This is a genomic window from Ardenticatena maritima (assembly GCF_001306175.1).
Lineage (GTDB): Bacteria > Chloroflexota > Anaerolineae > Ardenticatenales > Ardenticatenaceae > Ardenticatena > Ardenticatena maritima.
Genome location: NZ_LGKN01000004.1, coordinates 469882 through 495062, shown reverse-complemented (window position 1 = coordinate 495062; position 25181 = coordinate 469882). Strand labels below are relative to the sequence as shown.

General features: G+C 59.4%; 25 protein-coding genes and 1 pseudogene. 13 read left to right on the top strand and 13 right to left on the bottom strand.

Features of this window, described 5'->3' with window-relative positions; genetic code table 11:
• Nucleotides 1-56: 56 nt before the first annotated feature.
• Both SE16_RS06955 and SE16_RS06950 read right to left on the bottom strand, forming a co-directional pair.
• Nucleotides 57-1289, bottom strand: coding sequence for a DUF58 domain-containing protein (locus tag SE16_RS06955; RefSeq protein ID WP_054492462.1), 1233 nt, complete (start codon nucleotides 1287-1289; stop codon nucleotides 57-59).
• Nucleotides 1290-1292: 3 nt separating this feature from the next.
• A complete protein-coding gene (locus SE16_RS06950; protein WP_054492461.1) occupies nucleotides 1293-2243 on the bottom strand; it encodes an AAA family ATPase in 951 nt (316 codons plus the stop codon).
• Between the two features lie 172 nt (nucleotides 2244-2415).
• Between SE16_RS06950 and lspA the strand changes: the two genes are divergently transcribed.
• From lspA to SE16_RS06910, 8 genes are all read left to right on the top strand, one after another.
• Nucleotides 2416-3045 (top strand): signal peptidase II, encoded by a 630-nt coding sequence (lspA, locus tag SE16_RS06945; protein ID WP_054492460.1) that lies wholly within the window; start codon nucleotides 2416-2418, stop codon nucleotides 3043-3045.
• Nucleotides 3042-3974: an RluA family pseudouridine synthase gene (locus tag SE16_RS06940; protein ID WP_054492459.1), complete on the top strand. Its 933-nt coding sequence runs from the start codon at nucleotides 3042-3044 to the stop codon at nucleotides 3972-3974. The genes lspA and SE16_RS06940 overlap by 4 nt, the downstream gene beginning before the upstream one ends.
• A gap of 34 nt (nucleotides 3975-4008) precedes the next feature.
• Nucleotides 4009-4344 (top strand): TraR/DksA family transcriptional regulator, encoded by a 336-nt coding sequence (locus SE16_RS06935; protein ID WP_054492458.1) that lies wholly within the window; start codon nucleotides 4009-4011, stop codon nucleotides 4342-4344.
• A 218-nt stretch (nucleotides 4345-4562) separates the two neighbouring features.
• Nucleotides 4563-5516 carry a DnaJ C-terminal domain-containing protein gene (locus SE16_RS06930; protein ID WP_054492457.1) on the top strand — a complete coding sequence of 318 codons (954 nt, stop codon included), beginning with the start codon at nucleotides 4563-4565 and terminating at the stop codon, nucleotides 5514-5516.
• 144 nt (nucleotides 5517-5660) lie between these two features.
• Complete coding sequence (locus SE16_RS06925) at nucleotides 5661-5954, top strand: metal-sensitive transcriptional regulator (protein ID WP_054492456.1); 294 nt, start codon at nucleotides 5661-5663, stop codon at nucleotides 5952-5954.
• Between the two features lie 26 nt (nucleotides 5955-5980).
• The gene (locus SE16_RS06920; protein ID WP_054492455.1) at nucleotides 5981-6196 is read left to right on the top strand and encodes a heavy-metal-associated domain-containing protein; all 216 of its coding nucleotides are present in this window, start codon (nucleotides 5981-5983) and stop codon (nucleotides 6194-6196) included.
• A 155-nt stretch (nucleotides 6197-6351) separates the two neighbouring features.
• The gene (locus tag SE16_RS06915; RefSeq protein WP_054492454.1) at nucleotides 6352-6768 is read left to right on the top strand and encodes a DUF420 domain-containing protein; all 417 of its coding nucleotides are present in this window, start codon (nucleotides 6352-6354) and stop codon (nucleotides 6766-6768) included.
• Between the two features lie 216 nt (nucleotides 6769-6984).
• Nucleotides 6985-7848, top strand: a complete 864-nt coding sequence (locus tag SE16_RS06910) for a DegV family protein (RefSeq protein WP_054492453.1) — start codon at nucleotides 6985-6987, stop codon at nucleotides 7846-7848.
• 67 nt (nucleotides 7849-7915) lie between these two features.
• Here the strand turns inward: SE16_RS06910 and rpoD are convergent, their stop codons facing one another.
• From rpoD to alr, 4 genes and pseudogenes are all read right to left on the bottom strand, one after another.
• On the bottom strand, nucleotides 7916-8998 hold the full coding sequence (gene rpoD / locus SE16_RS16715) for an RNA polymerase sigma factor RpoD (RefSeq protein WP_407922987.1): 1083 nt from the start codon (nucleotides 8996-8998) through the stop codon (nucleotides 7916-7918).
• Nucleotides 8999-9259: 261 nt separating this feature from the next.
• A pseudogene (locus SE16_RS16710) lies at nucleotides 9260-9607 on the bottom strand (sigma-70 factor domain-containing protein); the annotation flags it as partial.
• Between the two features lie 146 nt (nucleotides 9608-9753).
• The gene (locus SE16_RS06900; protein ID WP_054492451.1) at nucleotides 9754-10767 is read right to left on the bottom strand and encodes a D-2-hydroxyacid dehydrogenase; all 1014 of its coding nucleotides are present in this window, start codon (nucleotides 10765-10767) and stop codon (nucleotides 9754-9756) included.
• A 47-nt stretch (nucleotides 10768-10814) separates the two neighbouring features.
• On the bottom strand, nucleotides 10815-11945 hold the full coding sequence (gene alr / locus SE16_RS06895; protein ID WP_054492450.1) for an alanine racemase: 1131 nt from the start codon (nucleotides 11943-11945) through the stop codon (nucleotides 10815-10817).
• A 179-nt stretch (nucleotides 11946-12124) separates the two neighbouring features.
• Between alr and SE16_RS06890 the strand changes: the two genes are divergently transcribed.
• Nucleotides 12125-12754 carry a YgjV family protein gene (locus SE16_RS06890; RefSeq protein WP_060687404.1) on the top strand — a complete coding sequence of 210 codons (630 nt, stop codon included), beginning with the start codon at nucleotides 12125-12127 and terminating at the stop codon, nucleotides 12752-12754.
• 31 nt (nucleotides 12755-12785) lie between these two features.
• On the opposite strand, the gene SE16_RS06885 is transcribed toward SE16_RS06890, so the two are convergent.
• The 6 genes from SE16_RS06885 to SE16_RS06860 all read right to left on the bottom strand — a co-directional run bounded on the left by SE16_RS06885 (nucleotide 12786) and on the right by SE16_RS06860 (nucleotide 18278).
• Nucleotides 12786-13976 carry an ABC transporter permease gene (locus SE16_RS06885; protein ID WP_054492449.1) on the bottom strand — a complete coding sequence of 397 codons (1191 nt, stop codon included), beginning with the start codon at nucleotides 13974-13976 and terminating at the stop codon, nucleotides 12786-12788.
• A gap of 66 nt (nucleotides 13977-14042) precedes the next feature.
• Nucleotides 14043-14729 (bottom strand): hypothetical protein, encoded by a 687-nt coding sequence (locus tag SE16_RS06880; protein WP_054492448.1) that lies wholly within the window; start codon nucleotides 14727-14729, stop codon nucleotides 14043-14045.
• Nucleotides 14730-14746: 17 nt separating this feature from the next.
• Nucleotides 14747-15562 (bottom strand): hypothetical protein, encoded by an 816-nt coding sequence (locus tag SE16_RS06875; protein WP_054492447.1) that lies wholly within the window; start codon nucleotides 15560-15562, stop codon nucleotides 14747-14749.
• Between the two features lie 37 nt (nucleotides 15563-15599).
• Nucleotides 15600-16049, bottom strand: a complete 450-nt coding sequence (locus tag SE16_RS06870) for a hypothetical protein (protein ID WP_054492446.1) — start codon at nucleotides 16047-16049, stop codon at nucleotides 15600-15602.
• Between the two features lie 53 nt (nucleotides 16050-16102).
• On the bottom strand, nucleotides 16103-17320 hold the full coding sequence (locus tag SE16_RS06865) for an ABC transporter permease (RefSeq protein WP_054492445.1): 1218 nt from the start codon (nucleotides 17318-17320) through the stop codon (nucleotides 16103-16105).
• 10 nt (nucleotides 17321-17330) lie between these two features.
• Complete coding sequence (locus tag SE16_RS06860; RefSeq protein ID WP_054492444.1) at nucleotides 17331-18278, bottom strand: ABC transporter ATP-binding protein; 948 nt, start codon at nucleotides 18276-18278, stop codon at nucleotides 17331-17333.
• Nucleotides 18279-18409: 131 nt separating this feature from the next.
• Here SE16_RS06860 and SE16_RS06855 point away from each other — a divergent pair, with 131 nt between their 5' ends.
• Nucleotides 18410-19183 (top strand): TIGR00266 family protein, encoded by a 774-nt coding sequence (locus tag SE16_RS06855; RefSeq protein ID WP_054492443.1) that lies wholly within the window; start codon nucleotides 18410-18412, stop codon nucleotides 19181-19183.
• Between the two features lie 138 nt (nucleotides 19184-19321).
• Nucleotides 19322-20533 carry a hypothetical protein gene (locus SE16_RS06850; RefSeq protein WP_054492442.1) on the top strand — a complete coding sequence of 404 codons (1212 nt, stop codon included), beginning with the start codon at nucleotides 19322-19324 and terminating at the stop codon, nucleotides 20531-20533.
• A 3-nt stretch (nucleotides 20534-20536) separates the two neighbouring features.
• On the opposite strand, the gene SE16_RS06845 is transcribed toward SE16_RS06850, so the two are convergent.
• The gene (locus tag SE16_RS06845) at nucleotides 20537-21457 is read right to left on the bottom strand and encodes a universal stress protein (RefSeq protein WP_054492441.1); all 921 of its coding nucleotides are present in this window, start codon (nucleotides 21455-21457) and stop codon (nucleotides 20537-20539) included.
• A 123-nt stretch (nucleotides 21458-21580) separates the two neighbouring features.
• On the opposite strand from SE16_RS06845, the gene SE16_RS06840 reads away from it, so the two are divergent.
• Nucleotides 21581-23272 (top strand): TolB family protein, encoded by a 1692-nt coding sequence (locus SE16_RS06840; protein WP_160316955.1) that lies wholly within the window; start codon nucleotides 21581-21583, stop codon nucleotides 23270-23272.
• A 15-nt stretch (nucleotides 23273-23287) separates the two neighbouring features.
• Nucleotides 23288-25039: a hypothetical protein gene (locus SE16_RS06835; RefSeq protein ID WP_054492439.1), complete on the top strand. Its 1752-nt coding sequence runs from the start codon at nucleotides 23288-23290 to the stop codon at nucleotides 25037-25039.
• Nucleotides 25040-25181: the final 142 nt, after the last annotated feature.

The following is a 25181-nucleotide window of genomic DNA, read 5'->3' as shown; positions in this document are numbered from 1 at the left end:
TCGGTGTGCGTTCATTCTACAACAGGCTGGGGGGAACACAAACGGCTTGGTGGTGTTCACCGTTGGTAGGGAATCTGGTGGACGACGATGCCCGCGGCTTCCAGGTTGGGGTCGCCAGACCAGCGCGGGTCGAGGCTGACGAGCGCCAGATGCCGCCGGGCGTGGCGCAGTTGCAGCATGGTTTGCACGAGTTCCGGGGTGACAATACCGGTGACGACGACGAGCGTCGCCCCCCAGTTGAGGCGCGGGCTTTCTCGCAAAAGCAGTTCTTCAATGGAGATGCGCGGGTATGGCGTGATGGCGGCGAGCGCTTCGAGGATGCGGCGCATTTGATACATGCTCCGCCCAGGCGGCACTTTGATGGGTTGGTCGCTTCGTGGAATGGACGCGTTGGCAAAGAGCCCAACGGGGCGTTTTTGCTGCGAAATGGCAAGCGCCAGGCTGGCGGCGACGCTGATGGTCTCTTCCAGCAGGTCGGGGATAATCCCTTCCCAGAAGCGGGCGAATGTGGCGACGTTCAGAAAGAAGACCACTTGCGATGATTCACTCGGTTCCCAAATGCGGACTTGCAGTTCTTGCAGGCGTGCCGTCATCTTCCAGTGCACCCGTTTGAGCGGGTCGCTGTGGGTGTATTCGCGCACCCCGACCGTGCGTGTGGGGTCTTCAAACAGGCGCTGGTGGGCTTTGCGATGCCCGAAGGGGTCTTTGGTGGGGAGCCCCAGTTCGGTCAGCGTATGGATGCGCGGGTAGACAATCAGCCGGTCGTGGTGGGTGTATGTGCGTGTGGTGGTGAAAAAGCCGAACAAATCGCCCGATGAGATGGTGACGGGACCGAAAAAGTAGAAGCCCCGTTTTTGGCAGGCAAGCGTTAGTTTCCATTGGGCTTGCTGATGCCGCCCCATGGCGGTGATGCGGGTGAAAAGTTTGCGGTTTTGCTGGCTGCTGGGGGGAAGTTCGCCCTCTACGGGGGGCACCTCTTCGGGAAATTCGTCTTCGATTTTCACCCAAAGCAAGGGCAGCCACTTGCGGTTGGCGAGCGTGATGGTCAGTTCAACTGTTTCGCCGACGAAAGCGCGTTCCACCGAAAAGGTGCGCGTATAGTTCAGGCGGTGCAGGGCAAACTTGTTCCAGAGCCAGGCGGTAGGCCCGACGATGAGGATGAACGCGGCGAGCATTTTGAGTGTGTTGGAATGGGTGAACAAGCCCGCCATCAGCACGAGAAACCCCATCCAGAACCAGGCTTCGTGGTAGGGTACTTGTGGTCGGTCGCGTTTCTGAGACGGATACACGGCTTACACCTTTTCAACCGGGACTGGAATGCTTTCGATGATGTCGTTGATGGCGGCTTCCGGGGTGCGCCCACGCAGAACAACTTGTGTGCTCAGCAGCACGCGGTGCGTGAGGACTACGGGGCAGAGCCGCTTCACGTCGTCGGGGATGACGTAGTCGCGCCCTTGAATGGCGGCGAGGGCTTGCGCCGCCTGGTAGAGGGCGAGCGTGGCGCGTGGGCTGGCGCCGAGTTCGATGGCTTCATGCTCGCGTGTGGCGCGGGTGATGTTGATGATGTAGCGGCGGATGTCGTCATCAACACGCACGTGGCGTATCGCTTGCCGCGCGGCGAGAAGGTCGTCGGCGCTGGCGACGGGTTCAAGCGTGGGGAGCGGGTCTTCGCGCTCGAAGCGCAAGAGCATTTTTTCTTCGTCTTCGGCGCTGGGGTAGCCGAGTGAAAGGCGCAGCAAAAACCGGTCGAGTTGGGCTTCGGGAAGCGGGAATGTGCCTTCCAGTTCGACGGGGTTTTGCGTGGCAATCACCAGGAACGGACGCGGGAGCGGGTAGGTTTCGCCTTCAACCGAAACCTGGCGTTCTTGCATGGCTTCCAGCAGCGCCGATTGGGTGCGCGGCGTGGCGCGGTTGATTTCGTCCGCCAGCAAGATGTTGGTGAAGACGGGACCGCGGCGGAAGACAAAATCGCCCGTGCGCTGGTCGTAGATGTAAAGCCCCGTGACGTCGCTTGGGAGCAGGTCGGGGGTGAATTGCAGGCGTTGAAAGTCCACATTCAGCGAACGCGCCAGCGTGCGTGCCAATGTGGTTTTGCCGGTGCCGGGCACGTCTTCCAGCAGGATATGCCCCTCGGCAAGCAGCGCGACGAGTACCAGTTCGATGATGTCGCGTTTTCCAACGATAACACGCTGCACGTTCTCGATGATGCGTTCGGCAAGCGGTTGAACAGCGGCAATTTCCATACGGTGTCCTCACGGGTTTTGGCTTGGTTGGCAGGTTGGCGCTCATTGTATGCAGAGGGGCGAAGAACGAAAATTGCGGCAGAGGGGGAGATTTTGGTATAGAAGGGCGAAACTGGCTACAATGCAGTACCGCGAATGGAACGGAATACGTACGAAACGAAGCAGGTGTTCAATGAACGAAACGCGACGGGGGCGGCGATGGCTGTTATGGGGGCTGGCCATTGCCGTGTTCGCTCTGGATCAAATCACAAAACAGATGGTGCGCATGTGGTTGCCCATGCACACCACGTGGCGCCCATTTGACACATTCCCGCTCAACCGCCTGGGGGTTATGCATACCTACAACACCGGGGCGGCGTTTGGCATTTTGCAGGATTACGGGCTCTTTTTTGTCGTGATTGCGTTCATCGTGATTGCGGGGATTGTCGTTTTTCAGCACCGTTTACCGCCCGATCGCACGTTGATTTTTTCGGCGTTGGGGTTGCAACTGGGCGGTGCGTTGGGCAACCTGTCCGACCGCCTCATTTTTGGGCATGTCACGGATTTTATTCGGATTGATTTGACCGACACGTACACCTTCCCCATTTTCAATGTCGCCGATATGGCCATTGTGGGGGGCGTGTTGTTGCTGGCGTGGAAATTGCACCAGGAAGAAGAGCAGGGACGCATGGCGAAAACGCCGCCTGTGGAAGAAGAGCCGTTTCCGCCGGTGGTGGTTCATATGCCTGAAGGGAATGGGCGGCGTGCCGCCGATGAGTCGCGCGTCTTGTCGTGGCCTAGCGAAGAGGTGGAGAGCGAATGAGCCGTATCACCTGGCAGGTTCCCGAAACAGCGCGGGGTGAGCGGCTTGACCGGTGGCTTGCCGGGCAACTCCCCGACCTCACCCGCTCGGCGGTGCAGAAGTTGATTACCGACGGGCGCGTGCAGGTGGACGGCGTTGTCGCCGCCAAAGGGGGGGTGAAACTGCGCGGTACCGAGCACGTCAGCGTGGCGTTGCCTGAACCGCGCCCGCCGACGCCGCAGCCGGAACCGTTGCCGCTGGATGTGTTGTACGAAGATGAGGATGTGATTGTGGTGAACAAGCCGCCGGGGCTGGTGGTGCATCCCGCGCCGGGGCACGAAGGCGGCACATTGGTCAACGCCTTGTTGGCGCGCTATCCCGACCTGGCGGTGCGCGACCAGAGCGACCGACCGGGGATTGTGCATCGCCTCGACCGCGATACGTCGGGGGTGTTGATTGTGGCGCGGCATGCCGAAGCACGGCGGTTTTTACAGCGGCAGTTTAGCCGCCGCGAGGTGGAGAAGTTTTATTTGGCGGCGGTGCATGGGCGTCCGTCAAGCGACCATGGCTTGATTGACGCGCCGCTGGGGCGTGACCCGCGCGACCGCAAGAAATTTGCCGTTGTGCCGGGGGGACGCCCCGCGCTGACTGAATTCACGGTGCGCGAACTCTTTCCTGAATACACCTTGCTGGAAGTCCGTTTGATTACAGGGCGCACGCACCAAATTCGTGTGCATTTGGCTTCCATTGGAACGCCGATTGTCAATGACACGGTCTATGGACGGCGTCGCCCTGTGCCGGGATTACCGAGCCAGCGGCAATTTTTGCACGCCTGGCGGTTGCGCCTGCGTTTGCCGTCTGGTGCGATACACACATTTGAAGCACCGCTGGCGCCGGATTTGGAAGCGACCCTCGCGTTCTGGCGCCAGCAGGTTGATGTGCGTCGATGAAGATGTGCATCCTGGACAACAGAAAGGGGGCTTTATGCTGCAAACAGATCAACTCTCACTGCTGCGTGCCAAACTGGAAGAAGCGTTGCAAGACGCACAACGCGAACTGGAAACGCTCCGCGAAGAAATCGAGACCGAAGCCGACTATGGGCTGGGGGAAGGCGACCCCGCCATCGTGGAGCGTGAGATGGCGATGGCGATGATTGAGGAAGTGGAAGGGCGTATCAAGACGATTGAAGCGGCATTGCAACGCATGGAAGAAGGCACATACGGGATTTGCGTTGAGTGTGGCGCGGAAATTCCCTACGAACGCTTGGAAATTATCCCCGAAACGCCTTATTGCGTGCAGTGCGCAGCCAAGAAACGCTAAGCCATCCCCGAAAGCGGCCAACCAAGGCCGCTTTTTTGTGCCCCCTTTTTCTGACCAAGCCCCGCGTGTGAAAAATTGGATATTTGGTGGGTGTGTTCTAATATCCTTCTAATGGAAACGCCGTATTCTGAACGCAGGTCTACGAGTGTCGTGGAGGCGGTTGGAACAACGACACTCCATCTCAACGATAACTCCACGGCAAAGTGAGGTGAAGCCATATGGAATACAAGGACTATTACAAAATTCTTGGGGTTCCCAAGACAGCAACGCAAGAGGAAATCAAGAAGGCGTACCGGAAACTGGCGCGCCAATACCATCCCGATGTGAACAAGGGAGACCCGAAAGCGGAAGAAAAATTCAAGGAAATCAACGAAGCCTATCAGGTGCTGAGCGACCCGGAGAAGCGCGCCAAATATGACCGGTTGGGTGCGGATTGGGAACGCTGGCAACGTGCGGGTGGACAAGGTGGCTTCGATTGGAGCCAGTATACGCAAGGCGGTCCGGGTGTTGAGTTTCGCTGGTCAACCAGTGGTGAAGGGTTTGAGGATATTTTCGGCGATTCCATTTTCTCGGACTTCTTCGAGCAGATTTTTGGCGGACGTGGACGCGCCGGCGCCGGGACGCGAACCCGCACGCGCACAACCGCGCCGCGCAAAGGTCGCGACCTGGAAGCGCCCGTCGAAATTACGCTTGAAGAAGCGTATCATGGCACAAAGCGCCTGATTGAGTTGGGCGATGGGCGCCGTATCGAAGCGACTATCCCGCGTGGTGTGCGCGAAGGGCAGAAGGTGCGCTTGCGTGGGCAGGGTGAGCCGGGTATCGCCGGTGGTGAGCCGGGCGATTTGTACCTGGTTGTGCATATTTTGCCGCACCCCACCTGGCGTATCGAGGGTGAAGATTTGCACACGGATGTTCCCGTGGATATCTTCACCGCCGTTGCGGGTGGGGAAGTGCCCGTGCCTACGCCGAGCGGGACGGTCATGCTCAAAATTCCGCCGCGCACCCAAAATGGGCGCACGTTCCGCTTGCGCGGCAAAGGGATGCCCAAGCGCAAGGGCGATGGATATGGCGACCTCTACGCCCATGTCAAACTCGTCTTGCCTGACGATTTGACGCCGGAAGAGGAACGGGTCTTGCGCGAACTCGCCGAAAAACGGCGCGCGCGCGTCTAAGACGGCGCGGAACAAATGTTGCCCCCGATGGCCTGAATGCCGTCGGGGGCTTCTGTTTGGCAAGCAAAATTGACGACCGCCTGAATCCGCGTATACTTTGAATATGAACCCCTTATACACTGGGAGAGTATTCAGGAGATTGTGATGAGCGAGAAAGCGCAAAATCACCGTCACAAAAAAGAAATTCTGGCGCGCTTGCAGAGTATCGAAGGGCATGTGCGTGGTGTTGCCCGTATGGTCGAAAACGATGCCTATTGCATTGACATTATTCAACAGACGCAAGCCATCAAGCGCGCACTGGATAAAGTCAACCAGTTGATTCTCAACGACCACCTGAACCATTGTGTGATTACAGCCATTCGTGGTGATGACCCGCTGGAACGTGAACGGGTCATCAGTGAATTGGCTGATTTGTTTGAAGCCCAAAGTCGTTTGTAGTGTAGCGAAAATGAAGGAGGATTGCGATGCAAACTGAAACGTATGCCGTGCCGTCCATTTCCTGTGGCCATTGCGTGATGACCATTCAGCGCGAGTTGAAAGAGTTGGAAGGCGTGGTTGACGTCAAAGCCGACCAGGAGACAAAGCGCGTGGTGGTGACGTATGATGCGCCGGCGTCGCGCGAGAAGATTGCCGCGTTGATGGAGGAGATTGGGTATCCCATCGCCGAGGTCATCGCCTGAACGCTGGCACATTGGCGAATGTGGCCCCACCTTCGGGTGGGGTTTTTTGTTGCGCGCGAGCGTTTTGGCGTATCAGTTGGCAATCTTCTTCAAAATAGATAGGATGGCGGGCAGCCTGCACCCCTTGAACAACAATCGAGCGATAAGGAGGCACAATGGGGGTCGAAACGTGGTTGCCGCCACTCACAAGCGGCATGATTTTGGTGAGTGGTCTCTTTTTGGTAGCCGGCTGGATTGCAATCAAGCGCAAACAGCGTGAACGCCATCATCGGCTCATGCTGGGCGCGACCATTTTTGCGGCGCTGTTTCTTGTCCTCTACGTGACCCGCTTTTTGCTCTTGGGCGCGAAACCATTCGAGCATGGCGGATGGTTGCGCACGCTCTATTTTGCCATTCTGATTCCGCATTCCATCCTGGCGATGGTTGTGGGTCCGGCGGCGTTGCTTGCCATTTACCGCGCCAACAAGAAGCAGTTTCGCCAACACCGCCGGATTGGGCGCTGGCTTGTGCCGGTCTGGTTGTTTGTGGCGGCGTCAGGGTGGGTAATTTATTGGATGCTCTATCAACTCTGAGCGAGATCGAGATACAGGAGGAAACCCATGTGCGCGAACGCAAAATGTCGTGTCAAGGCGGTTGTGTTGGGCACTTGTAAGCGTTGTGGCAAAGAGGTCTGTCTCTCGTGTGGGTACAAGAATGCAAAGGGTGTTTGGCATGATGCGCGCTTTTGCCATGCCGAAGGCGCACGATATGAAAAATAGAGTCCGTGGTTGTGTGGAGAGGGGTGCCCCATGATTCGGATTGTTACAGATAGCGCGGCAAATTTGCCGGAACCGTTTGTCAACGCCTTCGACATTGCCGTCGTGCCGTTGAAAGTCATCATCGGCGACCATATCTATCGCGATGGCGTTGACCTTTCGGTGGCGGAATTTTACGAGATGTTGCAGTCAAAAAACATTTCGCCTTCCACGTCGCAGCCTTCGCCGGATGACTTTGCGGAAGTGTACAAACCCATCCTTGACGCCGGCGATGAGATTTTGTCCATCCATTTGGCGCATACACTGAGCGGTACGTTCAACTCGGCGGTGCAGGCGGCGCAACAATTCCCCAATGCGCCCATCACGCTTGTTGATACGTATCTCGTTTCGATTGGGACGGGGCTGGCTGTCCTTGGCGCGGCGCAGGCTGTGCGGCAAGGCGCCACGCGGGAAGAAGCCGCCGATGTCGCGACGCGCATGTCCAAGCAGACAACCTTGCTTTTCACGCTGGAAACGCTTGAGTATTTGCGGCGTGGTGGGCGTATTGGCAACGCCAGCGCCTTTTTCGGGACGCTCTTGCGGATCAAGCCGGTGCTGGCGCTTCAGCATGGCGTGGTGGAACCGGTTGACCGTGTGCGCACACGCCAGCGCGCATTGGCACGCATGATTGAGATGGTGGCTGAACAACACCAGGACACCCCCGTCTGGATGGGGGTTGCGCATGCCAACGCCCCTGACGAAGCGGCGCAGGTGCGCGCCGAATTGGAAGCCAGGCTGGATGTGCGGTTCTGTGTCGAAACGGTGATTGGGCCTGTGGTGGGGGCGCACGCTGGACCGGGGACGGTGGGCGTGGCGGTGACGCCAGCCCCCGAAGGGGTAGAAGCGCCGCGTGTGTAGGCGTGTGGTGTGTGCAAAAGAAAACGCGCGAGAGTTCCTCGCGCGTTTTTGTGTTCATGCGTTGCTTTCAGGAGAGATAATCGCGCAACTCTTTGCTCCGTAGCGGGTGGCGCAGTTTGCGGAGCGCTTTGGCTTCGATTTGGCGAATACGCTCGCGTGTCACGCCAAACTCTTGCCCGACTTCTTCCAGTGTGCGGGGGCGACCATCGTACAAACCGAAACGCAGTTCGAGCACTTTGCGCTCGCGGTCTGACAGTTGGCTGAGAATTTCGCGCAATTGTTTGGCGAGCATGGTGCGGCTGGCTTCATCCACGGGTGTGGTTGATTTTTCATCCGCGATGAAGTCCCCCAGGCTGCTGTTGTCTTCGTTGCTGATGGGGGCTTCCAATGAAATGGGGTCTTGTGCAAGGTTCATGATACGGCGCACTTTGGCGGCGGCGCGGCGCAATTTGCGCGCCAATACGGGGTCCAGGCGTTCGCCATGTTCGCGCGCCTGGCGGATGAGTTCGGCTTCATGCTCAGGCAACAAGCCCATTTCAAGGGCAATGTCTTCATCGCTTGGTTCTTGCCCCAGTTCTTGGGTCAGGCGGCGCGAGATGCGGATAACGCGGTTGATGGTGTCGAGCATGTGGACGGGAATGCGGATGGTGCGCGATTGGTCGGCGATGGCGCGTGAGATGGCTTGCCGAATCCACCAGGTGGCGTAGGTGCTGAATTTATAGCCCTTGGTGTGGTCGAATTTTTCCACGGCGCGCAGCAAGCCCAGGTTGCCTTCCTGAATGAGGTCCAGAAAACTCATGCCGCGGTTCATGTAGCGTTTCGCAACGCTCACCACAAGGCGCAGGTTGGCGTTGGCGAGCAATTGCTTGGCGTTGACAGCGCGGCGATGAATGCGGTTCAGATGTTGTTCCAGGGTCTCGTCGTCCAGTTCGCTCAGCCAGTGGTTGACGGTTTCCGCCAGCGGCAGGCGATTCTCTTGGGTGGTGTCCAAGAGGCGTTTCAACAGTTCATCCGGCAAGAGATAAAGGTACAAGGGAATTTCATAAAGATGCCGCCGGAGAGTGTTGATGGTGCTGGGCGCGACGGAGGCGAGAGCCGCCGGTGTTTCAGCCGGTGTTTCATCATTGGTGTTGGGTACGGGCAAGTGCAGTGTCGAATAATGCGCCGGCATAAAAGGCACATTGGGCGGCCAGGCGTCGCGCACGTCCAGCACATTTTGGATGAGGTGCTCGATGGCAGGCGGTTCGATGCCCAACTCGTCCATCTCGCGCAGGAGTTGTTCCCAGAGGGCGAACAGACGCTCGTACACCAATTGCAAGAAGTGCCGCCGCCCCAGTGGTGAGGTGCTGGCGCCGTTTTCTTCATGCTCATGCAGAAGGCTTCCGGCGCTAATCATCAAGCCTAGCCACAACTCTTCATCGCTGTTGAGCAGTGGCACGCGCCCGATTTCGTGCAGATACATGCGGACGGGGTCTTCACTGAGGAGCGAGAGCGTTTCATCTTCAAGGTCAAGGTCTTCTTCTTCGCGGGCGACTTCGGCGAGTTCTTCATCCAGCGGCTCTTCTTCTTGCCACGTGCTGCTCGCGTCTTCGATGACGATGCCGTGCGCCTGGAGGTCGCGGTAGATGTCATTCAACGCTTGCTGGTCGAGGTCGTATTCGGAAAGGGCGTCAATGACAGTGCGACGTCGTAGGCGTTTTCGCGCGCCGGCGAGAGTGATGAGTTTCTGCACCACTCTCTCGCGATTGATATCACTCATGCGCTCCTCCGCAATGGCACGGCTGGTTGTTGAAAAGTTGGTTGGCTGTGTGGGTGATGTGGCCGAGCGTATAGTACCGAAAGGGGGCGTTGGCGTCAATTATGCCCCCAAGGTTAAGAGCGTATGACGTTCTCTTGCAATGTCTTTCAGTAGCCATGTTGCCGGTTGACTTCATTGAGCAAAGGTTCTTCCTGAAGGTAGCGGCGCAGGTTTTCAGCAAACAGGGCGACCGCGAAGTCGTCGTATTCGGGAAAAGCGGCGCTGACGTGCGGTGAGATGATGACGTTGTCGAGCGACCAGAGCGGATGATGCGCCGGCAAGGGTTCTTGCTCAAACACGTCCAGGGCGGCGCCCCCCAATGCGCCGGTGCGCAAGGCGTCAACCAGCGCCGTTTCGTCCACTGTGCGCCCCCGCCCGATGTTGACGAAGAGCGCCCCCGGCGGCATGTGCCGAAAGGCGTCGGCGTTGAGCAGGTGCTCTGTTTCGCGTGTGGCGGGCAAGGTGTTCACCACCACATGGCTTTCTTCCAGCAGGCGGAACAATTCCCCCGGACCAAACCAGGCGTCGGGGAAACGCCCTTCCGGGTCGCCTGTGCCGGGGAGGACGAACGTGTGGTCCGCGCGTTGCGCCGGGTTGCGTTTGTATGCCAGCACGCGCATGCCAAAGGCTTTGGCGAGCCGCCCGATTTCGCGCCCGATAGCGCCATAGCCCAGGATGCCCATCGTTTGCCCGCGCAAGAGGGGGCGTGCGTAGAGCGCCCAACGGTCGGGTGGCCAGGCGTGCCATGGCTTGGCGAACATCATGTCGGTGAGCCGCCGCCGCAACGCCAGTATCATGCCAAAGGCGTGTTCCGCCATGCAAACGGCGTGAATGCCGCTGGCGTTGGTGATGCGCACGTGGGGCGGAATAACGTCCAGCGGGATGTGGTCCACGCCGGCGGAGTGCAGTTGAATCCAGCGCACGCCCCACTCGGAGCGCCATGCCGTCGGCAGGCGAATGGCGTAGAGCACTTCGGTGTCCGGGTACTGATTGAGCGCCTCGGCGACGCCTTCGGGGGTGCGGGTGCGCACCTGGCGGATGACCAACTCATCGGAGATGGCTTGCAAACGCGCAATGTGTTCGGGGGTGAAATCCAGCGTGATGAGAACGGGCACAGTCATCGCGACGCCTCCTTGAATCGGGTGCGGGTTGACGCTTTCGGGTTGTGTCAGATGTAAAAACGCGGCACGCGCGGCAAAATCTGGGTGACGACTTCGTAGTTGATCGTGCCGAGCCAGTGCGCCAGGTCGTCGGCGGTGATGGCGGCGTCGCCCTGGCGACCAATCAACACCACTTCGTCGCCTTCTTCCACGTGTTCAACGTGGTTGATATCCACCACAATGTTGTCCATGCAGACGCGCCCCACAATGCGGCACCGTCGCCCCTGAATGAGGACTTCCCCCCGATTGGAGAGGGCGCGCGGGTAGCCGTCGCCATAGCCGACGGGCACCAGCGCCACGCGCATGGCGTGGGGCGTGACAAACGTGCCCCCATAACTGATGGCTGTGCCGGCGGGAAGTTCACGCACACGCGCCACGCGCGCTTTCCAGGTGAGAACGGGGCGCAGATGAATAGGCCATGCCACCTCGCGGCTGGGACGCAAGCCGTAGATGCTGATACCGGGGCGCACGGCGTTGAAGTGCGCGGCGTTTTCCAGCGCCGGGTTCAGAATGGCAGCGCTGGCGGCGGTGTGAAGCCAACGTGGGTGAACGCCTTCGGCATGCACGGCTTCGAGGACATGGGCGAAGCGGGCGAGTTGGCGCTGTGTGGGGGTGGGGTCTGGTTCGTCGGCGCGCGCCATGTGCGTCCATAGCCCCTCGATGGACAGGTGGTTGAACATGCGCATGTCGCGCACAAAGGGCAGCACTTCATCCGGCAAGAGACCGTAGCGGCTGAGCCCGGTATCCACTTTGATGTGGATGGGGGTCTGTTCGCCGCGCGGGGTGGCGGCGTGCAGTGCGGCGGCTTGCGCCAGACTGTTGATCGTGGGCGTCAGGCGGTATTCGACCGCTGCGCTGATGTGTTCGGGCGGAATCCAGCCGAGTATCCAGATGGGCGCGCGGATGCCAGCCTGGCGCAGGGCAATGCCTTCATCAAGGCGGGCGACGCAAAGCCCGGCGCAACCGGCGCTGAGCAAGGCGTGGGCGACGGGGACAGCGCCGTGTCCGTAGGCGTTGGCTTTCACCACGGGAAAGAGCGCCACATTTTCACCAACAACGCGGCGCAGGGCGGCGACGTTTTCGAGCAGCGCGGTGATGTCAATTTCAAGCCAGGTTGCTGGGCGTGGTTGGGTGTTCATGCGTCCAATCTGCTGATGGTTCCGTGTCATGTTTCGGACAGTGCATTGTGCCACCGCCTGGCAAAATGCCAAACTCGCAACCTGCTTTGCAGTTGGAGGAACCACGCTATACTCACGCGCTTTGCGTCGAACGGCGTTTGTTCGGCGACCGAGGTTTGGAGAAGGAGGATAAAACAGACATGGACGCACAGACCTTCTACGAGTTGATTGGCTATGTGGCGTCGGTGCTGGTGGCGATTTCGCTCACCATGCGCTCGATTTTGCGTTTGCGTCTCATCAATTTGTTGGGGGCGTTGCTCTTTACCATCTACGGCGTCGTGTTGGGCATTTGGCCGGTCGCCGCGGTCAACGCCTTTATCGTGGGGATAGACCTGTACTATTTGTGGCAACTTCTGCGCCAAAAAGACGCCTTTGACATTTTGGAAGTCAATCCGCAGGGGGCGTACATTCGGCGCTTTCTGGATTTCTATGCCGACGAGATTGCCCGTTTTCAGCCCGAATTTCGCTATGACCCCAAAACGCCGAACATGATTGCCTTCTTTGTGCTGCGCAACATGGTGCCGGCGGGGTTGTTCATCGCCCGGAAGGATGGCGAAACCGCCGAGGTGTTGCTGGATTTTGCCATCCCCGGCTATCGTGATTTCAAGATTGGGCGCTACTTGTACGATGCCCGCGCCGATTTGCTTTGCGCCTATGGCATTCGTCGTTTGCGTACACGCGCCCATGTGCCGGAGCATATCGCTTATTTGAAGCGCATGGGGTATCGGCAAACGGAGATGGGTGTTTTCGAGCGCACGATTGCGTGTTAGGCGCTTCGTTTCCCCGCGCGACGCCCCAGGGTCAAATGGGGTTGCGGAATGTGCGCATGCCAGCCAGCAGGAACAGCGCGGCAAATCCCGCCAGAATGGCGATGTCGGGGAGCACGCCGCGCGTTCCTGCGCCATGCGCCACAACTTTTTGGAACGCTTGCATTGCCCAGGTGGTGGGGAGCAGGCGCGCCACAGTCTGATACGCCGGCGGGGTGATTTCGAGCGGCCACCAGGCGCCGCCCAGCGCCGACAACAGCATGGCTAACAGGGTTGAGAGGGCGGCGGCGGCCGACGCTGAGCGGACGAAGGTTGCTATGGCGATGCCCAGCGCCACCCCCGTCAGCGCGAATGCGAGCACAACCAGCGCCAGCGCTATCGGTTCTCCCCAGTGGACGCCCAGCAACACCGTGCCCGCCCCCAGGAGAAGAAGGCTCTGCACCACGCCAAGCGTGTAGCGTGAGAGCAGTTTCCCCATGAGCACCAGCCACGGGGGCGTAGGCGACGCCAACAGGCGGGCGAGCGTTCCCCGTTGGCGTTCGGTGAGAAACACGGTACTGGCGCCCAGGAAGGTAATCAAGCCCCAGGTGATGATTTGCCCCAAAACGGCTTGCTCTGTGCCGCTCAGTAAGCCCGTTTCTTGCGGTGTGATGCGTGTTTCGGTGAGTGTGAGGGCGGGGGTTGCCTGGCTTGCCAGCAATGGGGGCAACAGCGTGTGGATGTCAGGCGGCGTGATTCCCCGCTCGCGCAAGAAGGTGTGCATGGCGTTGAGTGTGGTGGCGACGGAACCGGCGGCGGCGACGGCGTTTTCGACGGCTTGTTGGGCGGCAATGGCGCGTGTGCTATCGGACGCGAGGCGGTAGCCGATTTCGACCGGCTGGCCGGCGAGCACGTTGGTCTCGAAACCGCGTGGAAGCACGACCAGCATAAGCGCTTCATCTTCCTCGAACCGTTGCATGGCGCGGGCGAGGTCGGTTTCTTCCAGCAAGACGATGGAAGGCTCATGGCGCAGACGCATGGCGACGAAGGTGGAGAGTTGTGTCTGGTCTTCATCTACCAGAAGAATGGGCAATGTGATGGATTCGTTCTCTTGACCGCCGCCAAACGTCGCCCCAAGCACCCACATGAACAGAATTGGAAGCAGGAAGAAGAAAAGCAGTGCGCTGCGATACGAGAAGTAGAGCCGTATATCATTCAGCATGATGTGCCAGAGTTTGCGTCCCATGGAAGCCTCCTGAATGAATGTCGCGTGTCTGCGGTTTTTGTACATGCGCAAGATGTTGCAACTGGTTCAAGACAATCCCGATTCCCACTCGTATTCGTAGATGATGACCCACTCTGTGTTTTGCAAGGCGCGGGTGAAGCGGGTCATTTCTCGGCGATGGTGAGGGGCTAACTTTCGCCCAAACGCTTCCAGGTCTTGCAGATAGGCTTTTTGTTTGCGTGCATTCATCTCTTGGGCTTCGGCTTGAGTGAGCAGCCATACCCTATCCTGCCAGAACGGATTGGGCAGTTCAAAGATGCGTTCGCGGATGCGGTGGCTTTCCCAAAAGGTGGCACGCCATGCGGTGTACTCTTCAATTGTGTGGTATTCGTGAAACCACCAGACGGGGCTTTTCCAAATCTCGCAGCCTGGTTGGCTTTTTTCAGGCGCCATCCAAACGTGGTCTCGCGCCACGATGAACCACGCGGCGTCTTGCACCGCTTCCAGAAGGGCGGCGCGTTGATATTCTCTCTCCGGAGTCGCCACGTTGCGCTCTGGGAGATCCCACATCTTCTTGCCTGAGGGCAGGTCAAACGTGAGAAGCGCAGTCCAGTCCAGGAGAAGCACCTCTCGACCGTCGGGCAGGCGAATTTGCCACTCGCGTTGCACCTCAAAAAGGCGCTCCACGTCCCACCAGGGCGGTGTGGCAAAGGCAAGCCCCTCCTGGGGCGCGTTCTGTTTGATGAGATAGAGCAGTGTAGCACGAGCGCCCACAAGCCCCCTCCTCAGCGCTATTCCGCTTCTCGCCCCTCGTGGTAGGCGCGTCGGCGTGCTTCCAGGCGCTCCCATACGGCCGTCGGCACCATTTGCCGCACCGCCGGCATGACCACTTCCAGCAAGAAAGCGCGTTGCTCTGGCGGCAGGTGTGTTGAGCGAATGTGCCACGTCCGACCTTGCGCGGTCACGTCCAAACTCACCGTTTCACCGCCGACAGGCGTTGCGCCCGCTTCAGGATGCGTGCCCTCAGCGAGAAAACCGCCCTCAGCCAGCAGGGCGTACACGCGCAGGCTGGCTGGTGTGCCCACAAAAAACGTTTCTTGCCATACGGGCACGTCCGCGCCTGGGTAATCAGGCCAGAAGGTGATTTCACCGTGCAGGCGAGGGGGGAGGGCTTCGTCTGTGTCGGGGGGCGGTTCATACGGGTGCAACGCAATGCGGTATTCGTAGTGGTGAGGCGGCGGCATAGCACCAGCCGCCCACTCACACGTAAGGGCGAAATCTTCGGGCAGAAGAGACTCGTACAGTGCGAGATAGTCGCACGCTTCCGGCGTGGCTGGGTGGCGGATAAAGTCGTCCAGTTCCACAGAGGCGCGGTAGATGACGCCCTCCGGTCCCACAACGCGGCAATCTTCCCCGAAGGTGTACCACAAATTGCGCAGTTCCTCAGCCGTTTGCCCCGGCTTGCGCAACTCTTCCACGGAACGGCGCACCCGTCGGCGGGCGTACTCGATAGCCGCTTCCTTGGTGAGAAAGCCGGGAATTTCAATTTCATGATCGGGGTCGTCGGCGAAGTGGAACATATCGCACGCGATAACAGTGTAAGCCATGGGGCTCTCCTTCCTCGCGCCAAAGCGGCTTCCTGGCTCAAAAGATATCTCCCCACCTGTCGGGTGGGTAGGGGGGTGTCTCTTTCCCGCGATTGTCCACACGCTTTGTGGCCACAACGACGCCCTTTTCAATCTTGATGTAGAGTTCTTCTTCGTACACGCTGGCGAAACCCATATGCACGTAGTGCAGCATGTTGCCCAGGGGAATGCGGAGCACGCCGCTGAACCAATCGGCAAAAATGGGCGTGTCTGTCGTCAGTTTGTAGCGTCCCTCAATGTCCACCAGGTAGAATTTTCCATTTTTGATTTCCCACGTGGCGATGTACCCGCGCCAGCAGGCGGTAGAAGTGATGATTGGGTCGCACGCTTGCAATTCCTCAAGAGTGCGCTGCTTGATGCGGGGGTCATCTTCGGGCAAGGGCGGGCAGAAGGCCATGGAGAGTTCTTCGCCCTCGTAGATGAGTTTCTCATGCACCTGTGCCGTCATGCGAGTGGCCTCCTTTTTGTTTCGTCGGCGCGTGCTGCTCTGAATGCCTCTGTTTAAGCCGAGAATTGACGCCGTGCGCCAACCGCAGCCACACCAAAGAGGATGAGCGCCATGGTGAAGAGGGCTGTGGTGTGAAACAGGATGTCGGAAAGTGTACCACCATTCAGGAGCGTCAAAAAGGCGTCCAATCCCCAGGCGTTGGGCGAAATGCGGCTGGCTTGCTGCAACCAGGGCGGAAGGCTTGTGCGAGGGAAGAAGTGCCCGGCGGCAATACCAAAAATCATCGAGATGAGTACGCCCAGCGTGCGCGTTTCGCTGGATGTGCGGGCGAACGCTGCAATGAGAAGCCCCCAACTGGAAGCCGCTACAACCAGCGCGAAACAGACGACGCCTACGGCGAGCGGGTTCCCCCACGAGACGCCAAACAGGAGTGCGCTGGCGCTGAGCAAAATGGCAAGTTGTGCGCCGCCTCCGAGCCACAACCCGATGAGTTTGCCCGCCAGGATGGTGGAGAGCCGTGTGGGGGTGGCGAGCATACGTTGCAGGGTCCACTGTTCGCGCTCTTCGAGCAGTGTGTTGCTGCCTTGTGTCATGGTGAACATGAGGGTGAAAATCGCCATGCTGGGCGCAAAGTAGGCAATCGGGTCAAAATCGCGCTGGGTTTCGCCCAGCGGAACGAATGTGATGCGCGCCGCGCTTTCTTGGGCGAAGGTTTGCGCAGCGGAAGCGCCCCATGCTTCCCCCAATGTTTGGAGCGCAGTTGCTTCTTGTGGCAGGGCGTTTTGCTCCGCCAGCGTCTGAAAGACGAGTGAGCCGGCGGCAAAGGAGAGGTTGAGCGTGTCGGTGAAACGCGCCAAAATGGTGCGCACAATAAGGCTGCTGACTGGCCGCGAGGGGTTGGTGATGAGTGTGATGGATGCGGTGGAAGGTTGGCCGATGGGAAGGGTGTCGCTGAGCGGGGGAACCAGGATGACGGCGGCGGCTTCATCGGCGCGTAGGCGTGCTCTGGCGGCGTCTGGGTCGGTCATGGTTTCGACGTTGAGCAGGGGGCGCAACCCTTCGCTGGCAAACATGCGCGAGAGCGCGGTGCCAACCGGGCCGGGGTCTTGATTGACGATGATGACGGGAATATCGCGCAAGGTGGTGTCGCCAAAGGCGAAACCCGTCACCAGCGTCAAGCCGAATGGCAGGGCGAGCATGAAGATGAGCGCGGTACGGTCGCGGAAGAGTTGCAACAGGTTTGCGCGAGCGATGAGCACTATTTTGCGCATGCGGGCCTCCTCAATCGCGTAAAGACCGACCGGTCAGGTGGAGAAAGACTGCTTCGAGGTCGGGACGTTCGATTTCAATGGCGCTAATCGGGATGTGGTGTTGGCTGAGGTGGGTGGCGATGGCGGGCAAGGCGGCGGCGGCATTGGGAACAAGCGCCGTGATGTGGTGGTCGGTGAGCGTGGCGTTTTCGATGGATGGAATTTCAGCCAGTACGCGGCGGGTGGCTTCTTCATCGGCGGTTTCGCGCAGAGTGATGCGTATGCTTTCATGTTCGCCAACCAATTGCCGCAATTCGTCCAGCGTGCCCAACGCGATGATATGCCCGTGGTCCATAATGGCGATGCGATGCGAAAGTTCTTCGGCTTCTTCCATGTAGTGCGTCGTGTAAAGAACCGTCATGCCGTGTTCGTTGAAGCGCTTGACGGTGTCGAGGATGCGGCGGCGGCTTTGGGGGTCAATGCCAACCGTCGGCTCATCAAGCAAGAGCAGGCGCGGTTGGTGAAGCAAGCCGGCGGCGATGTTGAGGCGACGCTTCATCCCGCCTGAGAACGTTTCGACGCGCTCATTCGCATGCTCGCGCAAGCCCACAATTTCCAGGGCTTCTTCGATACGGGCGCGGAGTGTTGTCCCTTGCAAGTCGTACAAGCCGCCCCAAAACGCCAGATTCTGGCGTGCGGTGAGCGTGGGGTAGAGCGCGATTTCTTGGGGAACAACGCCGATGAGGCGCTTGGCTGCCAGAGGGGCGTGGCGGATGGAATACTCGCCGATGAAGGCGTCGCCACTGGTTGGGGCGAGGATGCCGCTGAGCATGGAGAGGAGTGTCGTTTTGCCCGCGCCGTTGGGTCCCAAGAGACTGAAAGTTTCGCCTTCTTCAATCGTGAAAGAGACATTGTCCACGGCAAGCGTGCCACTGGCATAGCGCTTCGTCAGGTGCTCAACGCGCACAAGTGTTCCCATAAGCGACTCCGTTTGTCGGTTGGGTTGGCAGACGATACGATACTCGTGGAACCGCAACTATCCTCTGCGCACTACGTACACATGATTGGTTCTGTTGCTTTTTCACCGAGTTGATGAAAGGAGGTCCCCCCATGGCTGATGTGATTGATTACCAGATTTACGGCGACGACATGCAGTTGGTCGAAATTCGCCTGGACAAGGGCGAAGGTGTGCAGGCCGAAGCGGGCGCGATGCTCTACATGAGCGATGGCATTGAGATGCAAACCACCACGGGCGGTGGATTGTTGAAGGGCTTGAAACGCGCGATTGCCGGCGAAAGTTTTTTCATCACCACATTCTACAACAAGGGTGAAACGAAAGCAGCCGTTGCGTTTAGCGCCCCCTATCCTGGCAAAATCATTCCGCTTGATTTGAGTGAAGTGGGTGGGGAGTATCTCTGCCAGAAGGATTCCTTCCTCTGCGCCGCCAAGGGAATTGACATTGAAGTGGCGTTTACCAAGCGGCTGGGTGCTGGGTTGTTCGGTGGTGAAGGCTTCATCTTGCAACGCTTGCGCGGCGATGGGCTGGCGTTTGTCCATGCCGGCGGCACGATTGTGGAACGCACACTGGCGGCTGGTGAAAGCCTGCGCGTTGATACAGGCTGTTTGGTCGCGTTTTCGCCAACCGTGACGTATGACATTCAGTTTGTGGGTGGTTTCAAAAACGCGCTGTTTGGCGGCGAGGGGCTTTTCCTCGCCAGTCTGAAAGGGCCCGGCAAGGTGTATTTGCAGAGCCTCCCGTTTTCACGCCTGGCTGACCGTGTGATGGCGGCGGCGGGCTCTGTCGCGCGGGGTGAACGCAAAGGCGTGGCCGGTTTGGGCGGCGGGGTGCTTGGCTCCATTTTGGGCGGTGATACGGACTTCTAACCTTCTCACACAACGCAGGTTCAGGCGCGGCGTCTCGCAAGGGCGTCGCGCTTTTTTTGTGGCGGCGTTGCGTGTTGAGTGGGTTTGGGATATAGTCGTGTTGTCAAAGTCAATTACAGCAGAGGCGAGCGGCTCGTTATGTCCCACATACGCTGGCATGAGCATATCATTCTTGGCGCATCTCTCACAACGTTTTTTAGCTTCTTTTTTGCTGAGTGGTGGAGAACGCTCAGCGCCGCCGCTCAGTTGCTTCAGCCGGATACACCGTCCTTCTTGCTCCTCTGCCTTCTTTTGCTTGCCGGCGCGTTGATCGTGCAAATCGTTGCGGCGTTCATGCATATCAACCGCCCCACGCAAACCACAACGTATGGTTTGTTGGGAAGCGCCCTGCTCATCGTTGCGGGATGCCTGGCGGCCGTCTTCGCGTTTGGCGCGCGCGGTGTGGGAAGCTGGCTGGCGTTGGGTTCGCAAGTTGTGTTGTTGGGGACCGTGTGGCGACTCGCGCCGGAGTTTGTGCCGCGCTTATTGCCGTCTCGCGAAGATGGATTGCAACGTTTGTTGACGGTGTGGTCATCGCATGTGCGCCGTGCGCAGGATGAAGGCAAACAGTTCGCACTCTTGTCGGTCCACACCATTCGTCCTCTCACCTACACAGAACGCGAAACACTCCGTTTGCATTTGCGCTTGCATGATGATTTTCTCGCCGTGCGCGATGGGTTGTGGGTCTTGATTTGGGATACGGATTATCATGGTGCATTGCGCGCCGCGGAGCATATTCAGGCGCTCTTGCGTTCGATGTTCGCGCTATCGAGCCGCATTGGCGTGGGGCTCTACCCAACCGATGGTGAGAGTTTGGCCGCTGTGGCGATGGCTGCGGACCAGGCGGTCTTGCAGACCTACGAAGAGGGGGCGGCGCCGATTGCCGCCGCGACACCGCCGGGGGTCAATGATGCGGCGCTCTTCTTGCGTCGCCGTTGGGCGCCGATTTTGGTTGAAGCCTTGCAAGCCAATGTGCCCGTCTCCGTGTTGGCGGTGCGTACTTCACGCCGGCTTTCCTCGCATGAGATGGAGATGCTCAAGCGCGAATTACGCGCTCGTGATGAGGTGTTTGCAGTACGCGATGGGCTCTTCATTTTATTGTGGCGTGCCTCACGCGAAGGTGCGCACTTTGTCGCCAACAAAGTGCGCACCATTCTGGCAGCGCATCGTATTGAATCGTGGGTGGGAGGTGTTCCCGAGACGTTCACTCCCACGCGCCTGGCAGATGAATTGTTGCAGGCGTGGCACCTGGCGGAGACCGCCGATGATGAAACGCCCATACGCGTAGCGGAAGTGGCGATGTTTGAATAGGATCTACTCCTCGTCAAACTCTGTTTCTGGATTGAGGACGAGTACCGGCGCTTTCCCACCCCGCACAACGCGGTCGGTGACACTCCCCAAAATGGCACGTGTCAGCCCACTGCGTGCGTGTGTCGTCATCACCACCAGGTCTATCGCGGCTTCTTCCTCGTACTGCAAAATGGCGTCCGCTATCGGTTCGGTGCGCAAGGCGGTCTGCACGGTGAACCCTTCTTCGCGCAGTTGTGCCGCGATGCGCTCCAGGTAGCGCTCTCCTTCTTCGCGTATGCTTGCCCAATAGGCCGCTTCCACAGGACCGGCTTCAAGCCCTGCAAGCCCCGAAATGGGCAGGGAGAGAACGTGCAGGAGATGGATTTCCGCGTTGTACAGACGCGCAAGGATGCGGGCGTACGTCAGCGCACGTTCGGACAATTCGCTTCCGTCCAGGGGGACGAGCAGGCGGTGCAGATGCGCCGGTTCAAGCGTGGTTTGGGTATCGCGGGGGCGCACCAGCAACACCGGGTGGCGTGTCAGCCGGATGACGCGGTCGGCAACACTGCCCAACGCCCACCGTGCCAGCCCGGCACGTCCATGCGTGGCCATGACGGTGGCAAACACATGCCGCTCATCGGCAACCTCGGCGATGACTTCACCCGCCGAACCTTCCAGCACCAGCGTTTCAACCTCCACCCCGAAGGGCTTGAGGCGCTGCGCAACCCCTTCCAGGTATGTGCGCCCGGTTTCGTTCAGCAAGGCGAGTTGTTCATCCAGCGCCAACGTTTCCCCGGTTGGGAGCGGAATAAACTCCACAACGGGCATTGGCGTCACATAGAGCAGCACCAGCGGGCGCCCACTCTTTTGCGCCAGAGAAAGCGCCAACGGCAACGCTTGTTCAGCCAGTTCGGAACTATCGAGGGGGACGAGGATGGGTCTCATGTTGGACCTCCTGCTTGGTTGGTTTGTCCGTGCGCTGAGTGTACCATGAGTTTCAATGGCGGGCGAGTGCCATATGGCATATCTCCTTTTGACGCGTATGGGGAGCATTCTATACTAACCGGCATGAACAAACGATGGATGCTCTTTTTCTTCATTTTTATTTTGTGGCCCCACACGGTGTACGCCGACGGCGGCGGCTGGCTTGTGGCAACGCGCCGTTTGGATGGGCAAGACGACATTTGGGCGCAACCGGCGGATGGCGGCGCCTGGGTTCGCCTGACCGCTACCCCCGATGATGAGCGTGACCCCGTCTGGTCGCCCGATGGCACGCGTCTGGCGTATGCGGCGCGGCGCGCCAAGAACTGGGATGTGTATCTGCTCGACCTGCGCGACGGCAGTGAAACACGCTTGACCACCGACCCCCACTATGACGGCGAACCGGCTTGGTCGCCTGATGGCACACGTCTGGCGTTTGTTTCGCAACGCGCCGGCGATTTGGATATCTTCCTGCTTGACCTCCGCGATGGGAGCCTGCAAAACCTCACCGCCGACTCACCCGCGCATGAGTTCTCGCCCGCCTGGTCGCCCGATGGACGCGCTCTTGCATTCATTTCGACACGCAACGGCACAGGCGACCTGTTCGCGCTTGACCTGGCGACAGGTGATGTGGCGCCGCTGTTGGTGAGTGACGGCGAGGAGCGCCACCCGCACTACCTTCCAGATGGGCGATTGGTGCTTCAGCGCACCCTTGGGCGCGAGACGCAAGTTGGCGTCTGGACGCCGGAGACGGACACATGGCAGCCGCTCAATCTGGTGAACACGGCGCTGGAACCGGCTGTTTCGCCCGATGGGCGCGAGGTGCGTTGGCTGGAACCGCGGAGCGAAGCCGCAACCCTCATGCAAGCCCGCGATGTCGAAGGGCGCACCTGGCCTGAACGGCGCTCGCCGCCCATGCCTGAAACCGTGCGCGGCCTGGCGTGGGGCACGCCCGATGAAACCTTGTTGCGCGCCTACGCCCAAACGGTTCCGCCGCTTGCGCCGCCTGCGCCTCAATCCGACGATGAGCCCGCTGAAATCGTCGAATTGCCTGAGTTTTCGCTGGGCATTCCCTACTCGACGGTGCGGCTGAGCAGCAAGGTGGCTGAAAGTTTTCGCCGCTTGCGTGAGCGCGTGTGGCAGGCAAGCGGCATTGATTTTCTGGTTGACATAAGCGATGCTCTGCGCCCGCTCAACCTCGAAACAGGCGATAGTGACTATCTTTCGTGGCACAAAGCCGGGCGCGCGGTGGATACGTTGTGGGATATTGGGTGGCGTGGGCGCTACGCCTGGCTGGAAGTGGTGCGTGAAGACCGCAACGGCGAAGTGTTTTGGCGTTTGTGGTTGCGTTGCCGCGTGCAAGATGGTTCGTGCGGCGAACCGCTGACCGAGCAACCGTGGGATTTCAGTTATGCCGCCCGTTGGGAGTTGTACCCAGGCGAAGGGGGCGCACCGCGTGGCTTTCTCGACGGGTACTACGTGGATTTTACAACCTTGGCGCGCGATGAAGGCTGGTTGCGTATTTCTTCCTACGAAGATGCTGATTTTGACTGGCGCACCGACAAGAACGCGCTTGAATACTGGCATTATCAGCGCACCGATGGGCTGACCTGGTGGGCGGCGATGCAAGAACTCTACACGCCCGAAGAGTTGCAACGCTGGTTTGATTGGCCGCACCTGGTCGAACGCGCAATTCCGCTCTGGTATGTGCGCGCCAAAGCCATTCCCGTTCCGCCCGAAATGCAACAAACCACAACCTGGTACGTCCTTGACCGCTAACGAGATGGAGGCTGTATGACCGACACGTTCGACCTGATTGTCCATGCTACACATGAAGCCGGCGTCAAGGTTGGCGGGATTGGCGCTGTGCTCGACGGCATGTTGCGCGAACCTGCTTACAATGCGGCGGTGCAGCGCACCGTGCTGGTGGGGCCTTTCAACCGTGACAATGCGACCGAGATGGAACGGCTTTTTGCGCCGCGCAACGGGTTGCGAGTACGCTATTTCAGCAGTGCGGGCGTGTACGATCTGCCCGAAGCGCTGGCGCAGGCGCTCACACGGGTTGAGATGGATTTTCACGTGGCGGTGCTCTACGGAACGCGCCGTTTTGGCGAGCATGAGCATGAAGTGCTGTTGGTGGATGCGCGCCACGTGCGCGATGATGTGGTGCGCGATTACAAGTACCATTTGTGGGAACGCTACGGGATTGACAGTTACAAATACGAACACAACCCCGAATATGAAACCTTCATCCGCGCGGCGGAACCGTCGCTAGCGGCGTTGCAGGCGGTTGTGGGGCATACCCCGCCGCGGGCGGTGATGATTGCTCATGAGTGGCTGGGTGTGCCGCTGGCGCTGAGCGCCGCACGCCACGTACCGGGCGCGTACAAAACCGTTTTCTACGCACACGAAGTGGCGACCGTGCGCCCGCTGGTTGAAAACCACCCCGGTCATGATACACGTTTCTACAACGTCATGTACACCGCCCGCGACCAGGGGCTGTTTCTGCCAGATGTGTTTGGCGACCAATCGCACTACTTCAAGCATGCGCTGGTGATGGCTGCCGCTGCATTTGACGGGTTTTTTGCCGTGGGCGATTTGGTTGTTGACGAGTTGCGTTTTCTGGCGCCGCAGTTTGCCCAGCGCCGTATTGATTTGGTTTACAACGGCGTGCCCGCGCACCCCCTCTCGCTGGACGCCCGCCATGCCAGCACCGAGCGCTTGCGCACCTACGCCCAAAACCTGCTCGGCGTGCGCCCCACGTGGATATTGAGCCACGTCACGCGCATGGTGGTCAGCAAAGCCCTTTGGCGCGATATCCGCGTGATGGAGCACCTGGATGGCTTGCTGGCGGCGCGTGGCGAAAGTGCTGTGCTCTTCACGCTCAGTTCCGCCATTCCCACCGGACGACGCGCCGAGGACGTATGGCGCTGGGAAGCCGAATATGGCTGGCCTGTCTATCATCGCGCCGACAACGGCGACCTGGTGGGGCTGGAAGTGGACTACTACCGCGCCATTGAAGCCTTCAATCGGCGTGCGCGGGCGACGCGCATTGTGCTCGTCAACCAGTTTGGCTGGGACCGCGAACGGTGTGGGCGGCGTATGCCCGCCGAGATGCAGTTTTCCGACTTGCGGCACGGCACGCATGTGGAATTTGGACAATCCATTTATGAACCCTTTGGCATTGCGCAAGTTGAACCGCTTACCGCCGGCGCCCTCTGCTGTGTGAGCAACGTTTGCGGGTGCGTCGGGTTTGTGGAGAAAGCCGGGGGCGGTTCATTGCCCAACGTTGTCGTGGCTGACTATGTGACGCCGGTTGCGGCGTTACATCTTGACATTCCGCATTTGCTGGCGATTGGACAGCAGACGCGCGATATGATCGAAGCCGCAACGGCGCGTAAAGTCGCGGCGGTGCTTGCGGAGCGCTTGCCGCGCACACGTGAAGCCGAGACCGACCTGCTCGAAAGCGGCTTTGCGCTGGCGCAACGCATGTCGTGGGATGTCGTCGTGCGCGACTACTTTCTGCCGGCGTTGGCGGCGCTCTGAATCTGAATATCAGGCCTAGCTGGTTGTGCAACACCAGCCAGGCCCTTGTTTTCCCCCAATTCTAACACTCTTCTAGCACTGCGTTTATGAGTTTCTAACAGCCCCTGCGTACATGTAAAGGCGGATTTGTCCAGGAGTGACA

What these genes read in the sequence shown, in the direction of transcription:
- SE16_RS06950 (WP_054492461.1), bottom strand. Translation starts at nt 2,243, where the DNA reads ATGGAAATTGCCGCTGTTCAACCGCTTGCCGAACGCATCATCGAGAAC.
- lspA (WP_054492460.1), top strand. Translation starts at nt 2,416, where the DNA reads ATGAACGAAACGCGACGGGGGCGGCGATGGCTGTTATGGGGGCTGGCC.
- SE16_RS06940 (WP_054492459.1), top strand. Translation starts at nt 3,042, where the DNA reads ATGAGCCGTATCACCTGGCAGGTTCCCGAAACAGCGCGGGGTGAGCGG.
- SE16_RS06935 (WP_054492458.1), top strand. Translation starts at nt 4,009, where the DNA reads ATGCTGCAAACAGATCAACTCTCACTGCTGCGTGCCAAACTGGAAGAA.
- SE16_RS06930 (WP_054492457.1), top strand. Translation starts at nt 4,563, where the DNA reads ATGGAATACAAGGACTATTACAAAATTCTTGGGGTTCCCAAGACAGCA.
- SE16_RS06925 (WP_054492456.1), top strand. Translation starts at nt 5,661, where the DNA reads ATGAGCGAGAAAGCGCAAAATCACCGTCACAAAAAAGAAATTCTGGCG.
- SE16_RS06920 (WP_054492455.1), top strand. Translation starts at nt 5,981, where the DNA reads ATGCAAACTGAAACGTATGCCGTGCCGTCCATTTCCTGTGGCCATTGC.
- SE16_RS06915 (WP_054492454.1), top strand. Translation starts at nt 6,352, where the DNA reads ATGGGGGTCGAAACGTGGTTGCCGCCACTCACAAGCGGCATGATTTTG.
- SE16_RS06910 (WP_054492453.1), top strand. Translation starts at nt 6,985, where the DNA reads ATGATTCGGATTGTTACAGATAGCGCGGCAAATTTGCCGGAACCGTTT.
- SE16_RS06900 (WP_054492451.1), bottom strand. Translation starts at nt 10,767, where the DNA reads ATGACTGTGCCCGTTCTCATCACGCTGGATTTCACCCCCGAACACATT.
- alr (WP_054492450.1), bottom strand. Translation starts at nt 11,945, where the DNA reads ATGAACACCCAACCACGCCCAGCAACCTGGCTTGAAATTGACATCACC.
- SE16_RS06890 (WP_060687404.1), top strand. Translation starts at nt 12,125, where the DNA reads ATGGACGCACAGACCTTCTACGAGTTGATTGGCTATGTGGCGTCGGTG.
- SE16_RS06885 (WP_054492449.1), bottom strand. Translation starts at nt 13,976, where the DNA reads ATGGGACGCAAACTCTGGCACATCATGCTGAATGATATACGGCTCTAC.
- SE16_RS06875 (WP_054492447.1), bottom strand. Translation starts at nt 15,562, where the DNA reads ATGGCTTACACTGTTATCGCGTGCGATATGTTCCACTTCGCCGACGAC.
- SE16_RS06870 (WP_054492446.1), bottom strand. Translation starts at nt 16,049, where the DNA reads ATGACGGCACAGGTGCATGAGAAACTCATCTACGAGGGCGAAGAACTC.
- SE16_RS06865 (WP_054492445.1), bottom strand. Translation starts at nt 17,320, where the DNA reads ATGCGCAAAATAGTGCTCATCGCTCGCGCAAACCTGTTGCAACTCTTC.
- SE16_RS06860 (WP_054492444.1), bottom strand. Translation starts at nt 18,278, where the DNA reads ATGGGAACACTTGTGCGCGTTGAGCACCTGACGAAGCGCTATGCCAGT.
- SE16_RS06855 (WP_054492443.1), top strand. Translation starts at nt 18,410, where the DNA reads ATGGCTGATGTGATTGATTACCAGATTTACGGCGACGACATGCAGTTG.
- SE16_RS06850 (WP_054492442.1), top strand. Translation starts at nt 19,322, where the DNA reads ATGTCCCACATACGCTGGCATGAGCATATCATTCTTGGCGCATCTCTC.
- SE16_RS06845 (WP_054492441.1), bottom strand. Translation starts at nt 21,457, where the DNA reads ATGAGACCCATCCTCGTCCCCCTCGATAGTTCCGAACTGGCTGAACAA.
- SE16_RS06840 (WP_160316955.1), top strand. Translation starts at nt 21,581, where the DNA reads ATGAACAAACGATGGATGCTCTTTTTCTTCATTTTTATTTTGTGGCCC.
- SE16_RS06835 (WP_054492439.1), top strand. Translation starts at nt 23,288, where the DNA reads ATGACCGACACGTTCGACCTGATTGTCCATGCTACACATGAAGCCGGC.